Raw genomic sequence first — 15598 nt, forward strand, 5'->3', positions numbered from 1 at the left:
CCTTCCATTCCAGTTGTCGCTAAGCTGCCTGCGAGGTCATTGGGCCTTGCGCATGCGCGCTGTCTCTCGAACAGCCGCAGGAGCAGCGGATTATCAGGCGGGCAGGCACGCGCTGCTGATCCTCCGGAAGATAGACCGGGGTGGGCGCCTGGCCCCTTTTCTCGGCTTCGACCTGCTTGTCGATGATCCTGCGCAGGGTCATCGCAGCAAGGCGGCCGATCTGTTCGCTGTGCTCGTTCAGCACCGTCATCGGCGGATCGGTAAGCTCCGACCAGGCGAATTCGTCATAGGCCACCACCGCCATCTCCTGCGGTATTGTGATGCGCCTTTCAGCGGCAAGTTTCATGGAGCCGAGCAGCAGCGGGTTGTTGCCTGCGATCAGCGCGCGCGGAACCTTGCCGGTGGAGTCGAGATGGCGTGCCAGCGTGCCGTAGCCGGACTGGGCGTCGTTCTCCGACTCCAGCACCAGCAGGTCGGCCCCGTGGATCCGCGCCGCCTCCTTGATGCCGCGCTCACGGTCGAACCGCGTCGACCATTTCGACGGATAGACCAGAAACAGCCAGTCCTTGTACCCATGATCGGCGAGATGCTTGCCCACCATCAGGCTGGCATTGTAGTTGTCGGTGGTCACGCTTGGTGTGTGCGCGGCCTCGGCAGGCGGCGAGGAGTCCACGAAGACCAGCGGGATATCCCAGCGCTCGAGCAGTCGCGTGTTCTCTGCCTTCAGGGTTAGCGTCGAAATGACGCCGGCGGTCCGTGACTCGATGAGGCGGCGGATCATCCGATCCTCGAGGCGGGCGTCATACACGCCGTTGACCGCGACGTCGCCGACAACCACCGTCCACTCGGAAGGTTCCAGAGCTTGCTGTATGCCTGCCATCAGGTCGAGATAGTAGGAGTTTGAGGTGCTTGCGGTAATGACGGCAACCGAGTCGCGGCTGGCCCGCCGCAATTCCTGGGCCGCGCGGTTGAGCACGTATCCGAGATCGCTCGCCGCCTTCAGCACCTGCTCACGACTTGCCTCGGAGACCCCGTCGGCTCCGCTAAGAGCCCGGGATACGGTGAACACAGACAGGCCTGTTGCGCGACTGATGTCGCGCATCGTTGATCTTGCCAAGATGCGATCCTCCCTCGTCGAGGCCAGTCCAAAAACTCTGACCTAAACGATTAGGGTAACAAATAGCCCTTATTCCGCGCCTTGTCAATGAAAGCCGAGTTACGTCCAGGCGACCGGGTTCGTTTTCGCGGCCTTGGCAGTTGCCGCAAGATATCCCAGTTGGGTCGCTCGGCGCGATCTGTCTGCCGGATTCGGTCGTTCCGAAACAATGGCGGCACCAGAACGCCGACACCAATGCCAGACCCACAATGCCTCCGCCTGCTTTCAGCCTGTCTGCAATCGAAGGGATGATGAACTTCGGCTGCCGGTTGGAGTCATTATAGGCAAGCCGTGGAATCGTGTCAGCAATCTTGGGGTTCAGGAGGCGCTGTTGGACCAAGCTTTCCTTCTGCAGGATTTCCCATAGTCGCAGCAATGGGAAACTGCGGCCATTCGATAAGTCATACTTATCAATTCAGCGGCTGCAGCTTTCTGGAACTATGGGTGATGCTGGACCACAATCATCATGACGAAGGTGCTCTGAGGGCGAACCTTCAAAGCATCGGGAGGGCGTCGCAATGCAGGACTGTATTTCGCACGCGGCCCGGTCTTTCCGTCGGGCCACTGACTGACCCGCCGTCGCAAGGATCGGATGGACCGGAAAATACTGCAGTCCCCGGTCGACTGACATCTTTGACAGCCGGGGCAAGGAGAACTCCACGGATTGAAATGAAATCGCTAACCATAAGAAACAGGGGAAAGGGTAAAAACCCATGAGCAAGAACTTTCACATTCTCGACCTGATCCGGCGCAACCGTTCGCCGCTTGAAAATCACCTGATCGATGGCCTTGTCGACGGCCGTGTCAGCCGCCGCGACTTCGTGCGCCACGGCAGCCTGCTTGGCCTGTCGCTGCCGCTGCTGGGCCGTATCGGCATGGCAGCCGGCCTCGGCGGCATGCCATCGCTGGCGCGCGCCCAGGGCGCACCCGGCGCCACCATCCGCGTCGCATGCCACGTGCCTGGCGGGGTGATCGATCCGGTGACCGTCGCTGACGGCGGTGGCCTGGTGATACTGCAGCAGGTCGGCGAATTTCTCTGCATCGACGGCCCCGACCTTGTGCTGCTGCCGGCGCTGGCCGAAAGCTGGAAGCCGAACGACAACGGCTCGGTGTGGACCTTCAAGCTGCGCAAGGGCGTGAAATTCCACAGCGGCGGCGAGATGAAGGCCGACGACGTCGTGGCCAGCATCGACCGCCTTGCCGACCCGGCCAATTCGTCCAACGCACTGTCGGCCTTCAAGGGTATCCTGCAGAAGGGCGCCTCGAAGAAGGTCGACGACTACACGGTGGAATTCCACCTCGACGCGCCGAACGGCAACTTCCCTTACATGCTGTCGTCCGACAACTATAACGCCATCATTCTGCCTGCGAACTACAAGGGCGATTACGAGAAGAGCTTCGACGGCACCGGGCCGTTCAAGATCGAAAAGTACACGCCAAAGGTCGGCGCATCCTTCATCCGCAACGACGACTATTGGGGTGAAAAGGCGCTGCCGGATCGCACCGAATTCACCTTCTTCGCCGACATTCAGGCGGAAATCCTGGCGCTGCAGGGCGGTCAGGTCGACATCATCAATCTGTTGCCGATAACGGCCGGCGTCGGCCTGCTCAACGACCCGAATACCGAGATCGTCAGTTTGAAGTCTGTTGGCCACTATCAGTTGCACATGCGATGCGATACCGGACCATTTCAGGATCCGCGCGTGCGCCGCGCCGTCGCGCTCAGCCTCGACCGCGAGAAACTGGTCGCCGGACTGCTGAAAGGGCGGGGTCTGCAAGGCAACGATAGCCCATTCGCTGCGGTCTTCCCCTCCACGGACACCAGCGTGCCGCAGCGCAAGCAGGACATTGCCCAGGCCAGACAGCTGATGGAAGCGGCTGGTGTCGGCCAGGGCTTCAAGATGACGCTGACCACCGAGCGCTATCTGGAAATCCCCGAATACGCCCAGCTCATCCAGAACTGGGTCAAGGAGATCGGCATCGATCTCGACCTCAACATCCTCGACCAAGGCGCCTACTATGGCGACGCGGTGCCGGGCAAATCCAACTGGCTGGATTCGGTGATGGGCATGACCGACTACGGTCACCGCGGCGTGCCCAACGTTTATCTCAATGCGCCCTTGAAGAGTGACGGCGCCTGGAACGCGGCGCATTTCAAGAACAAGGACTATGACGCGCTGGCGGCCAGCTACGTCGCCGCACTCGATCTCGAAGCGCAGAAGGCCGACGCCGGCAAGATCCAGAAGCTGCTGCTCGAGGAAACGCCGGTGATATTCGGCTATTTCTTCGATTTTCTGATGGCGACGGCCAAAGGCGTGACCGGCGCACAGCCGACCGGCATGTCGCAATTGTTCCTGGACAAGGCGTCGAAGGCCTGAGCGGAAGACAATTGTCTTCTACGACCGGCCCTTCGCAAAGGACCGGTCCCAACAGGAGTATCCCGCTATTTCTGCCTTTCTTACGCGGCGTGTCTCGCTGTCGCTCGTCACGCTGTTCCTGCTCAGCATCATGGTGTTTCTGGGCGGCCAGGTGCTGCCCGGCAATGTCGGGCGCGCCATATTGGGGCCGTTTGCCGACCAGCGCGCGGTCGATGCACTCAACCACACGCTCGGCGTCGACCGCCCGCTGCTGACCCAGTACTGGGGCTGGATCTCCAACTTCGTCCAGGGCGACATGGGCACGTCCTACATCTTCCGCTCGCCGGTCGCGCCGTTTGTCATCGATGCGCTCGGCAATTCGATGAAGCTGGCGGCGGTCGCCTTCGTGCTGGTGGTGCCGATCGGCATCCTCGGCGGCGTCGTTGCCGCGCTCAATCTCAACCGCCCGCTCGATCGCATCATCAGCCTTGGCGGCCTGTCGGTGACCGTGCTGCCGGAATTCGTCACCGGCATCATCCTGATCCTGATCTTCGGTGTGTGGCTGCGCTGGCTGCCGATCTCGGCCGCATGGCCGCGCGATGCCGGCTTCTTCACGCAGCTCTACTACCTGATCCTGCCTTCACTGCCGCTGTTCCTGGTGCTGTTCGGCTACATCGCCCGCATGGCGCGCTCCGGCATGATCGAGGCGCTCGATTCCGACTACACGCGAACGGCCGTGCTGAAGGGCCTGCCGTGGCGTACGGTGATCTGGCGGCATGTGCTGCGCAACGCGCTGTTGCCGACCATCACCGTCATCGCGACGCAGACCGGCTATCTCATCGGCGGCCTCGTGGTCATCGAAACGCTGTTTCGCTACCAGGGCATCGGCTCGCTGATCTTCACCGCGGCGCGCGGCAAGGATTTCCCGATGCTGGAATCCGGCATTCTCACCATCGGCATCGTCTATGCCGTGGCCACCCTTGTCGCCGACTTCCTCTATTCCGTGCTCAATCCGCGCATCCGGCTGGGGTCAGACCAATGAGCGCTGTCCAAACCAGCTCCCCGACACCAGACGACACGCGTAAGCGCGGCCCGCTGGCCGAGGTCTTTTTCTCCCTGCTGCGCTCGCGAACGTTCCTTGTCGGTTTCGCCATCGTGCTGTTCTGGGTTGCCTGCGCGCTGTTCGGCGAGCATTTCGCGCCCTACGATCCGCTGGCCGACGACATCATCAATGCGCTGGCGCCGCCCTCTTCAGAACACTGGTTCGGTACCGACCAGATCGGCCGCGACGTCTTCTCGCGCGTCATTGTCGGGTCGCGCGACATCCTCACCGTCGCACCGCTGGCGACCTTGCTGGCGACGGTGGCCGGCACGGCGCTCGGCCTCATCACCGGCTATTTTCGCGGCCTCGTCGACGATGTCGTCAGCCGCATCCTCGAAGCCTTCATGGCGATCCCAGTGGTCATCGTCGCGTTGCTGGCAATCGTTGCGCTCGGCACGTCGAAGACGACGGTCATCGTCGTCATCGGCCTCAGCTTCGCGCCGATCATCGCGCGCACCGTGCGGTCCGCGGTGCTGGCCGAGCGCGAACTCGACTATGTCGCCGCCGCACAGCTCAGGCATGAAAGTGCGCTGCATACGATGTTCGTCGAGATCCTGCCCAACGTCATCCCGCCGATCCTGGTCGAAACCACCGTGCGGCTCGGCTATGCCATTTTCGCGGTCGCCACGCTCTCCTTCATGGGGTTTGGCATCCAGCCGCCGTCACCCGACTGGGGGCTGTCGATCTCCAACAATTACGGCATGATCGGCGGTGGCTTCTGGTGGACGGTGCTGTTCGATGCGCTCGCCATCGCCTCGCTGGTGATCGGCGTCAACCTGGTGGCCGACGGCGTTCACGGAGCGCTCAATGACTAACACCGCCAAGGGCAAAAACGCGCTCGAACTCACCGATCTGTCGGTCGCCTACCGCGTCACTGGGCGCAACCGCGCGGTGCTGCGCAACCTCAGCCTCACCATCGGCCAGGGCGAGGCCTACGGGCTGGTCGGCGAATCCGGCTGCGGCAAATCCACCGTGGCGCTCACCGTCGTGCGCTATCTGCCGCGCAACGGCTCGATCACTGGCGGCGCCATCTCGCTCGATGGCCAGGACGTCATGAAGCTGGATGCCGAAGCACTCAGACGCGCCCGTGCCGAAAGCGTCTCCATGGTCTACCAGGACCCGGGCAAGGCGCTGAACCCGTCGATCCGCATCGGCCGCCAGTTGACCGAGATTTTTGAACTCGGCGGCGTCTCGGGACAGGCGGCTACCGACCGGGCGATCGCCATGTTGAACCGGGTGCGCATCTCCGATCCGGTCAGCGTCATGCAGCGCTATCCGCACCAGCTTTCCGGCGGCATGCAGCAACGCGTGGCGATCGCCATGGCGCTGGCCAACGATCCCTCGATGCTGATCCTCGACGAGCCGACGACCGGCCTCGATGCGACTGTCGAGGCCGAGGTGCTCGACCTGATCGCGCAACTGCGGCAAGAACTGTCGGCCTCGATCCTGTTCATCAGCCACAACCTCGCTGTCGTCTCCAACATGTGCGACCGGGTCGGCGTGCTCTATGCCGGCATGCTGGTGGAGGAAGGGCCGACGGATGTCGTGTTCAACGATCCGCGCCATCCCTATACCGTAGCCTTGCTGCGCTGCCTGCCGCGCGGTGGCCAACGCAAGGATCAGGGCCGCCTCGACACCATCCCGGGTTTTTCTGCCCGGCATTGGAGCTGACATCAAGGGCTGCGCCTTCGCCGACCGCTGCGCGCTCGCCGACGATCGCTGCCGCAGCGAATTGCCGCCGCTCTACGATCTGAGTGACGAGCGCGGAAAACGCCTGTCGCGCTGCTTCCATCATGACAAGGCGCAGGCGCTGCCGCGCGCGACACCGAGCGATGTGGCGCCTGCACCAAAGACGACAGCCGCACCGGTGCTGCGGGTCGCCGGGCTGAACAAGACCTATGCAAGCCATGGCCATGCACTGCGCGCCGTCAAGGACGTGTCGCTTGATCTCAGGCCCGGCGAGACGCTTGGGCTGGTTGGCGAGTCCGGCAGCGGCAAGACGACCTTCGCCAGGCTGCTGCTCGGCCTGGTGCCGCCTGACGCGGGCGGTACCATCGAGCTCGAGGGCAAGGCCCTGGCGCCCAGGCTGGAGAACCGCAGCGACGACCAGATCAAGGCGATGCAGATCGTCTTCCAGAATCCGGACTCCGCACTCAACCGCTCGCATTCGATCCGCCACCTGATCGGCCGCGCGTTGAAGCGGCTGGCGGGCCTCTCCGGCAAGGCGCTGGAGGCCCGTCTCAACGACCTCGTCCGTTCGGTTCGCCTCACCGAGCGCCATCTTGCCGTCAAGCCGCGCCAGCTCTCCGGCGGCCTGAAGCAGCGCGTCGCCATCGCGCGCGCCTTCGCCGGCGACCCGCGCATCGTGGTGTGCGACGAGCCGACCTCGGCGCTCGACGTCTCGGTGCAGGCTGCCATCCTCAATCTGCTCGCCGACCTGCAGTCGAAGGAAGACGTCAGCTACATCTTCATCTCGCACGACCTTGCCGTGGTGCGTTACCTCTCCGACAAGATCGCCGTGCTCTATCTCGGCCGCATCATGGAACTCGGACCGTCGGAAGACGTCTTTTCCGGGCCGCATCACCCCTATACCGAAGCGCTGCTGTCGGCCGTGCCCAAGCTCGACCAGACCGAGACGGCGCGCATTCGTCTCGACGGCGAAATCCCCAGCGCCACCAACCCGCCGTCGGGCTGCGTCTTCCACACGCGCTGCCCGCGCAAGATCGGTGCGATCTGCGAACAGCAGGAGCCGCCACTCAGCGAGGCTCAGCCCGGTCATTCGATCCGATGCCATATCCCTTACGCTGAGTTGGCCAGGTTGCAGAGGGCGCAGGCCCTGGAGCCCGTATGATCGTGGGCAAGAGCCCGCCATGCCGAAGCGGCAGTTCCTAAAGGTAACAAGGGTAGGAGCGACGACCATGCCCGTGCTGCTCGACTATGCCTACCAAGGTGGCTCTGTGCAGCCTGGGCCTCTCAAGTGGTTCTGGCCTGGATCGGATCGAACAATCTGGAGATGTCGCGTTGACCGAGCGCAATGAAAGTCTGCAGTCCTTCGTGGCTGCGGCCCATGAAGCATTTGGCAAGTTTGCCATGGGGCCACAGGCGCGCCGATCCGTCGGCGGCATATTCACCGCGTTGCAGCGCCCGGGTGTCATGCGCTCCGGACTCGGAAGCCGGTTGCCCGCCTGCGATCAGCTCGAAGCGGCACTCTCCATCCACACCACAGACCCGGCGCTCATGCGCTTGGTCGAGCGGTTCAAGGCAATCGAGCCGCAGCTCCAATGGCGTCGAAAGATCAACTATGACGCGACCGCGAGTGCGAATTTCGACGCCGGGCATGCCAATGCGATGATTGTCGGACCCGGCGGGCTTGAAGAGCGCAGGGACTTATGGCTGGGCGTCACCCTGATGGCGCCGAATGTGCGTTATCCTGATCATGACCACGCGCCCGAAGAGGTCTACCTTGTCCTCACCCCGGGGGAGTTCCGGCAAGGGGAGGGGGTCTGGTTCGCCCCTGGCCTGGGCGGATCGTTCTACAACCCGCCGGGACTCCGACATGCGATGAGATCGCTCGATGCGCCGTTCTTGGCGTTCTGGGCCTTGTTGGCAGACCACTCCGGCTGAGTGTCATCGTCCCATAAGTCACACCTATCAATCTCGCTGGAAGCGCATATTGAAACAATGTGTCTACCTGTCATGATGGATTGCACCGGAAGCTTCTGCCCCGATGGCAGTCGATCATCAAGTGCCGGTCAACATCTGAGAGAGCAGGTTCCTCCCTCCGTAACTGCACCCTCACGGGCCGCGGCGGGAGAGGCGACGAGATCGGGACCTGACACCGAGAATTGAAAGAGAGAAGGCGAGATGGGAGCGCTGTCCGGCGTAAAGGTCATCGACCTCACCTCAGTGCTGATGGGGCCATTCGCGACCCAGTATCTTGGGGATTTCGGCGCGGATGTGATCAAGGTGGAGCCGCCCTCGGGAGATCTGATGCGCAGCGTCGGACCGTCGCGCTCGCCGGCGATGGGGCCGTTGTTTCTGAATGCAAACCGCTCGAAGCGGTCGGTCGTCCTGGATATCAAGACCGCCGAAGGGCGCGAACTGCTTCTGGACCTATGCCGTGATGCGGATGTCATGGTCTATAACGTGCGACCCGCGGCGATGAAACGCCTCGGCCTGTCATGGGAAGAGGTCCGCGTCGTCAACCCGCGCCTCATCTACGCCGGGCTCTACGGCTACGGTCAACAGGGGCGCTACGCGGCGCGCCCCGCCTACGACGATCTGATTCAGGGCGGCGCGACGCTTTCGCATCTGTTCATGCTCTCGGGGTCGGATGAGCCGCGTTATGTTCCGGCGGCCATTGCTGATCGCGTCGTCGGACTGACCGCATTGAGTGGCATCCTCGCCGCTATCATCGAGCGCAGCCGCTCCGGCAGCGGTCAGCGCGTGGACGTGCCGATGTTCGAAACGATGGTCAGCTTTGTCCTGAACGATCACCTGGGCGGGTTGACCTTCGATCCACCGCTCGATCATGGCGGTTATATCCGCCAGCTCGTACGTGATCGCCGCCCGCTTCGCACGGCCGATGGCCACGTTTGCGCGCTGGTCTACACCGACGATCACTGGCGGCGCTTTCTGGCGGTCATCGGCCAAGACGATCTGACGCACACCGATGGCCGCTTCGCCAGTTTCCGCGCGCGGATGGACAACATTTCATTTGTTTATGGCTGGCTTGCCGAGATCTTCCTGACCCGCTCGTCCGGCGAGTGGATCGATCTGCTCGACGCCGCCGATGTGCCTGTCATGGCGATGCACACTTTCGAGACCGTCCTGCGCGATCCCCATCTGGCGGATGTGGAATTCTTCAAGACGGTCGAGCATCCGAGCGAAGGCAGAACCATTGCCATGGCCAACCCGGTGCAAATGTCCGCGACCCCGGTCGAGATCACCCGCTTTGCCCCCATGCTGGGGGAGCACACAGTCGAAGTGCTACGGGAGCTTGGCGTGTCGCAAGACCGGATATCAGACCTTCTGGATCGGGGCATCGTCGCCACCTCCGCCGCGGCTGTTGACAAGGCAGGTCACGGCTTCGGCGATCGGCCGCCCGCATAACTCCAATCTGCTCGGGCCCGTCCCGACCGTCAAACGGGGAAACAAAATGCCTCTCAGCCCGCCGGGCCCTCTCAGCCTCGTGCCCTTCGTCAGTGTCCAGCACATGATGCAGTTGGTTATCGACACCGGAGTCGAACGGATGCTGTCCGATCTCGCCGCCTACATCGAAGAAGATTTTCGCCGCTGGGAACTGTTCGACAAGACCCCGCGCATCGCTTCACACTCCACGGACGGCGTGATCGAGCTGATGCCGACCAGCGACGGAACCACCTACGGGTTCAAATACGTAAACGGCCATCCCAAGAACATGCGCGGCGGGCGGCAAACCGTCACTGCCTTCGGCGTTCTGGCCGATGTCGACACCGGTTATCCCATGCTCTTAACGGAGATGACGCTGTTGACCGCGTTGCGGACGGCCGCGACTTCGGCCATCGCCGCGAAATACTTGGCGCCGAGAAACAGCCGTGTCATGGCGATCATCGGCAACGGCGCGCAATGCGAGTTTCAGGCGCTGGCCTTCAAGGCGATCTGCGGTATCGACACCGTGCGGCTGTATGACATCGATCCCGCGGCAACAGCCAAGGCGCTGGCAAACCTGCAGGGCAGCGGCCTCATAGTCGTCGCCTGTGCAAGCGCGGAACAAGCGGTCGAAGGTTCGCAGATCATTACCACCAGCACCGCCGACAAGCAGTGTGCGATGATCCTGACCGACAATATGGTCGGCGCCGGCGTCCACCTCAATGCCATCGGCGGAGACTGCCCCGGCAAGACGGAATTGCACCGCGACATCCTGCTGCGGTCCGAGATCTTCGTCGAGTATCCTCCCCAGACCCGCATCGAGGGAGAGATCCAGCAGCTGGTTGCAGACTACCCAGTGACCGAACTATGGCGCGTGATTGCAGGCACCGCCATGGGGCGTGCGGACGAACGGCAGGTAACGCTTTTTGACAGTGTGGGTTTCGCGATCGAGGATTTCTCGGCCCTGCGCTACGTCAATGACCGGATCAAGAGAACGGCGCATTACACCGCTTTGGATCTTGTCGCAGATCCGGACGAACCGCGTGACCTTTACGGAATGATTCTGAGAGCGGCTGCGTGACATGACGAACCGATTGTCTTTCCCCCTGCCGACCGAAGATGACCTTCGCGAACTGATGGCCTTCCGCCACGAACTTCACCGCAATCCCGAACTTTCGGGTGAAGAACAGGAGACCGCTCGGCGTGTCCGCGAGATGCTGGTGCCGACGCATCCCGACAGGGTTTTGACGGAACTGGGCGGTCACGGTGTCGCTGCGATCTATGACAGCGGTGCGCCGGGGCCGACGATCCTTTTCCGCTCGGAGCTGGATGCGCTGCCTATTCAAGAACTGGGTGGGGTCGAGCACCGTTCCGCGGTGCAGGGAAAGGCGCATCTTTGCGGCCATGACGGCCACAGCACGATTCTGCTGGGGCTCGGCCGCATCCTGTCGCGAGCGCGCCCGGCCAGCGGACGGGTCATCCTGATGTTCCAGCCGGCCGAGGAAAACGGCGCCGGGGCCGCCGCCGTGATTGCCGATCAGCGCTATGGTGAGATCAAGCCCGACTGGGCATTCTCGCTGCATAACATGCCCGGTCTGGAGTTCGGCATCGCCAAGCTTGGCCCCGGCCCAGCAAATTGTGCCTCTCGCGGCATCTGGATCCGGCTGATCGGCAGCACCGCTCACGCCTCGCGCCCCGCCGATGGCCGTTCCCCCATGAAGGCAATCTCCGAGTTGATGCCTGTCTTGGAGTCCTGCGGCAGCGGCAAGCCGCTGGGGCAGGGATTTTCGATGATCACGATCACGCATGCTTCTATGGGGGCGGTGTCTTATGGCGTGGCGCCCGGCGAAGCCAAAATCCTTGCAACGCTGCGCACGATCGCCGATGAGGATATGAATGCGCTGATCGCGCGGGTCGAAAGCCTGGTTCGCGCCACGGCGGATCGCCATGGGCTCGCCTGCGAGATTGGCTATGAGGATATATTCCTTGCCTGCACGAACGATTTGGAGGCAACCGAGCTTCTCCAGAGCGGGGTCGAGCGCGCTGGGGTCGTGCACCAGGTTCAAACCCTGCCATCGGTCGGCTCCGAGGATTTCGGCCGGTTCGGCCTGAGCGGTGCGAAGTCGGCGATGCTTTTGCTTGGTTCCGGCCTGGATTGGCCGCCGGTGCATACGCCGGAATACGACTTCCGCGACGACCTGATCCCGATCGGCATCCGCGTCTTCTCGGAAACGCTGGCGGCTTGCCTGGAAAACCATTGAGCATTTTCGCCGGCCGCCGCCCCAAGAGGCGGCTGCGCGCGCCATTCAATCTTCCGGAGTTCACATGAAGTCGCATTACAAGGTCGTGGTCATCGGTGGCGGCGTGGTGGGCACCGCCATCCTCTATCATCTCGCCAAATTCGGCTGGAACGACACGCTGCTGATCGAGCGCAACGTGCTGACCTCCGGGTCGTCCTGGCACGCTGCGGGCGATTTCCACCGGCTCAACGCCAACACCAATGTCGCAGCGCTCCAAGCCTACACGATCGATTTGATCTCCGAGGTAGAGAAGGAGTCGGGCGTCAACATCGGCATGCACCGAACAGGTGGCATTTCCTATGCCTGCAACGCGGATCGGTGGGATGCGCAGAAGGCATCTTTCCGCATCTACCAGTCCATGGGTATCGACGATGTGCGACTGATCACGGTCGACGAGATCCTCGAGCGCTGCCCGATCGTCAAGCCTGACGGCATCGTCGGCGGTATGTATTCCGAGCGCACGGGCCATCTCGATCCCTCCGCCGTGGTGCACGCCTATGCCAAGGCGGCCCGCATGCGCGGCGCCTCGATCGTCGAGAAGAACCGCGTGGTGGAGCTCAAGCAGAGACCCGACAGGTCCTGGGACGTCATTACCGAACAGGGCACCCTCCAGGCGGAGCACGTCGTCAATGCCGGCGGCCTCTGGGCCAAGCAGGTCGGCCGCATGGCTGGCCTCGAACTGCCGGTCTCGCCGCTCGAGCACATGTATCTCGTCACGGAAGCGATCCCCGAGGTCGCCGCGCTCAAGGCCGAACTGCCGACCATCGTGGATCTCGACGGCTTCTCTTATCTGCGCCAGGAGCAAAAGGGACTCATGCTCGGCATCTATGAAACGGATCACCGCCACTGGAACATGGATGGCGCACCGTGGGACTACGGCTTCGACCTGATCCAGGAAGACCCCGATCGCATCGAGCACGAACTGACACTGTCCTACGAACGCTATCCGGTCTTGCAATCGGCTGGCATCAAGCGCTGGGTCAACGGCGCCTTTACCTTCACGCCCGACGGCAACCCATTGGTCGGCCCGGTGCGCGGTGTCAACAACTACTGGGTCGCGTGTGGCGTCATGGCCGGCTTCTCGCAGGGTGGCGGCGTCGGTAAGGCATTGGCCGAATGGATGATCCTGGGCGAGCCTCAGGACGACATTTTCGGCATGGACATCGCCCGCTATGGCCAGCATGCGTCCAACCGCCGTTACATCAAGGAAACCACCGGCCAGTTCTATTCCCGCCGCTTCGTGATGACCTACCCGAACCAGCAACTGCCCGCCGGTCGTCCGCTGAAGGTCCCGCCTTCATACGATCCGATGACCGAGGCTGGCGCCCGCTGGGCGACTTCCTGGGGCCTCGAAGTGCCGATCTACTTCGCGCCGAAGGAGTATGTGGAAAATCACACGCTGCGCCGCTCCACCGCCTTCGACATCGTCGGCGAGGAAGCGCTGCACACCAGGGAAAAGGCGGGCCTGATCGATATTTCGGGCTACTCCCGTTACGAGGTCGGCGGTCCAAACGCAGAGCGCTGGCTCGACCGCGTCTTCGCCTGCAGGCTGCCGAAGCCCGGCCGCTCCGTGCAGGCGCCGATGCTCGCGCCCAACGGCAAGCTCAAGGGTGACCTCACCATCTTCAACTGGGGTGACGGCACCTTCTGGATCATGGGCTCGTACTATCTGCGTGAATGGCACATGCGCTGGTGGGATGAGTTCGCAGAGCCTGGCGTGGCCGTCCGCGACCTCTCCGACGACTGGGTCGGCTTTTCGCTCTGCGGCCCGCTCTCGCGCGAAGTGCTGCAGCGCGCGACCGAGGATGATGTCTCCAATGACGGCCTCAGGTTCCTCGGTTGCAAGACCATTGATGTCGGTCTCGCCAGAGCCAAGGTCGGCCGCCTGTCCGTGACCGGCGAAATGGGTTTCGAGGTCAACGTTCCCGCCCGCTATCACCGCACCGTCCGCGAGACGCTGCTCAAGGTCGGCAGGGATGTCGGCCTCAAGGAAGTCGGCTTCGCCGCTCTGAACGCCATGCGCCTGGAAAAGAGCTACGGCATCTGGAACCGCGAATTCACGCAGTCCTATACACCGCAGGAAACCTTATTCGACCGCTTCATCGACTTCTCCAAGCCGGATTTCGTTGGCAAGAAAGCGGCGGTGGCGGAAAAGCAAACCCAGTCCGCGAAGAAGCGGCTGGTGACGATTGAAGTCGACGCGACCGATGCCGACGCATCGGGCTACGAGCCGATCTGGAAGGACGGCGGGCTCGTCGGCTATGTCACATCGGGTGGCTATGGCTACACGATCGGCAAGTCGATCGCGCTTGCACTGGTCGACCGCGAATTCGCGGTGCCTGGCACCGAACTCCGGACCCACATCGTCGGCGACGAGCGCGTATGCCGCATCATCGAGGACTCGCCCTACGATCCGATGGGCAAGGTAATGAGGGGCTGATCGGGAATGAAGACCCTTTCCCTAAGGAAGGGACCAAACCGGGCAGGTTGGCGCTGGCGAGAGTTTGAAAAGTCAATACTGTAGGCAGCCTGAGCAACGTCCCCGGGGCAGGTTCTCAGGCTCTGGAGCACGCGTAGAGGTCGCTTTGGGCAAAAAGTCGAGCGCCGCAAATCTTGAGCTTCGCCATTTGCGATATTTCCTGGCCATCGCCGATGAAATGAATTTCGGTCAGGCGGCCGAACGGCTCGACATTGCGCAACCGGGGCTGAGCCAGCAGATCAAAATGCTCGAGCAGATCCTTCAGGTCACGCTGTTCGACCGGTCCCGCCGTCGCCTTCGCATGACCCTTGCGGGCGAACTGTTTGAGGCCGAAGCGCGCAAGATCATGGCCCATGTCGAGCGCGCCACACAGACTGCGCAGCGCGCCGCACGCGGAGAAGTCGGCCGGCTGGCCATCGGCTATGTCGGCTCGGCCGCCTATACGGGGATGCTGACGAAACTGGTCGGGGAGTTCCGCGGGAATTACCCTCAGGTGGACCTCGAAATCTCGGAAGTTGAAATGCTCCGCCAGCTCGAGGCCATCGCGGAGGGGCGTCTGGATATTGGCTTCATCCGACCACCGGTGCCGTTGCCGGAAGGTCTCGCTTCGGTTTCAGTTTTGACGGAATATCTTTTGATCGCCTTGCCTGGTGTGCACCAGCAAGCCGATCGGACCTCTGTCGCCCTCGGCGACCTTTCCGAAGAGACGTTCATAACCCCGCAACACCCGCCCTTGGTCAGCTTTCATGCCCACACTGTGACAGCCTGCGGTTCCGCGGGTTTCGAACCGCGGCTCGGGCCGCAAGGGCGAGATTTCATGACCATTGCCAGCATGGTTTCAGTAGGTCTCGGCGTTGCACTCGTTCCGCAATCCGTGCATTGCATCCAACTGCCAAATGTCGTCTACCGCCCGCTTGTCGATCCCATTCCGAAAGCGGAGCTTTCAGTGGCATTTCGGCGCGGGGATGTTTCGATGGCCGTCAATAACTTCATTGCATTGGCGCGCAGGTTCTCAAAGTCGACCCAGTAGTAGCTGACCATCAATCCCCTCACGCGGCGCCGACATTCCACGGA

The 15598-nt window shown here is 62.5% G+C and carries 10 protein-coding genes and 2 pseudogenes; 10 read left to right on the top strand and 2 right to left on the bottom strand.

Features of this window, described 5'->3' with window-relative positions; translation table 11 throughout:
* Positions 1-19: 19 nt before the first annotated feature.
* Positions 20-1102, bottom strand: a complete 1083-nt coding sequence (locus ACZ89F_RS06315; RefSeq protein WP_476090895.1) for a LacI family DNA-binding transcriptional regulator — start codon at positions 1100-1102, stop codon at positions 20-22.
* 120 nt (positions 1103-1222) lie between these two features.
* A pseudogene (locus tag ACZ89F_RS06320) lies at positions 1223-1496 on the bottom strand (mannitol dehydrogenase family protein); the annotation flags it as partial.
* A 373-nt stretch (positions 1497-1869) separates the two neighbouring features.
* Here ACZ89F_RS06320 and ACZ89F_RS06325 point away from each other — a divergent pair.
* The 10 genes and pseudogenes from ACZ89F_RS06325 to ACZ89F_RS06370 all read left to right on the top strand — a co-directional run bounded on the left by ACZ89F_RS06325 (position 1870) and on the right by ACZ89F_RS06370 (position 15554).
* Positions 1870-3534 (top strand): ABC transporter substrate-binding protein, encoded by a 1665-nt coding sequence (locus tag ACZ89F_RS06325; RefSeq protein WP_476090896.1) that lies wholly within the window; start codon positions 1870-1872, stop codon positions 3532-3534.
* A gap of 67 nt (positions 3535-3601) precedes the next feature.
* Positions 3602-4555, top strand: coding sequence for an ABC transporter permease (locus tag ACZ89F_RS06330; RefSeq protein WP_476097225.1), 954 nt, complete (start codon positions 3602-3604; stop codon positions 4553-4555).
* On the top strand, positions 4552-5430 hold the full coding sequence (locus tag ACZ89F_RS06335; protein ID WP_476090897.1) for an ABC transporter permease: 879 nt from the start codon (positions 4552-4554) through the stop codon (positions 5428-5430). The genes ACZ89F_RS06330 and ACZ89F_RS06335 overlap by 4 nt, the downstream gene beginning before the upstream one ends.
* A pseudogene (locus ACZ89F_RS06340) lies at positions 5423-7466 on the top strand (dipeptide ABC transporter ATP-binding protein). Before ACZ89F_RS06335 ends, ACZ89F_RS06340 begins: the two are co-directional and overlap by 8 nt.
* 170 nt (positions 7467-7636) lie before the next feature.
* Positions 7637-8239, top strand: coding sequence for a dimethylsulfoniopropionate lyase (locus ACZ89F_RS06345; RefSeq protein ID WP_476090898.1), 603 nt, complete (start codon positions 7637-7639; stop codon positions 8237-8239).
* A 240-nt stretch (positions 8240-8479) separates the two neighbouring features.
* The gene (locus ACZ89F_RS06350; protein ID WP_476090899.1) at positions 8480-9727 is read left to right on the top strand and encodes a CaiB/BaiF CoA transferase family protein; all 1248 of its coding nucleotides are present in this window, start codon (positions 8480-8482) and stop codon (positions 9725-9727) included.
* A 46-nt stretch (positions 9728-9773) separates the two neighbouring features.
* On the top strand, positions 9774-10826 hold the full coding sequence (locus ACZ89F_RS06355; protein ID WP_476090900.1) for an ornithine cyclodeaminase: 1053 nt from the start codon (positions 9774-9776) through the stop codon (positions 10824-10826).
* Position 10827: 1 nt separating this feature from the next.
* The gene (locus tag ACZ89F_RS06360; protein WP_476090901.1) at positions 10828-12006 is read left to right on the top strand and encodes an amidohydrolase; all 1179 of its coding nucleotides are present in this window, start codon (positions 10828-10830) and stop codon (positions 12004-12006) included.
* Positions 12007-12070: 64 nt separating this feature from the next.
* Positions 12071-14485, top strand: coding sequence for a GcvT family protein (locus ACZ89F_RS06365; RefSeq protein WP_476090902.1), 2415 nt, complete (start codon positions 12071-12073; stop codon positions 14483-14485).
* 145 nt (positions 14486-14630) lie between these two features.
* On the top strand, positions 14631-15554 hold the full coding sequence (locus tag ACZ89F_RS06370; protein WP_476090903.1) for a LysR substrate-binding domain-containing protein: 924 nt from the start codon (positions 14631-14633) through the stop codon (positions 15552-15554).
* Positions 15555-15598: the final 44 nt, after the last annotated feature.

The sequence above is a fragment of the Mesorhizobium sp. USDA 3734 genome, from assembly GCF_056279665.1.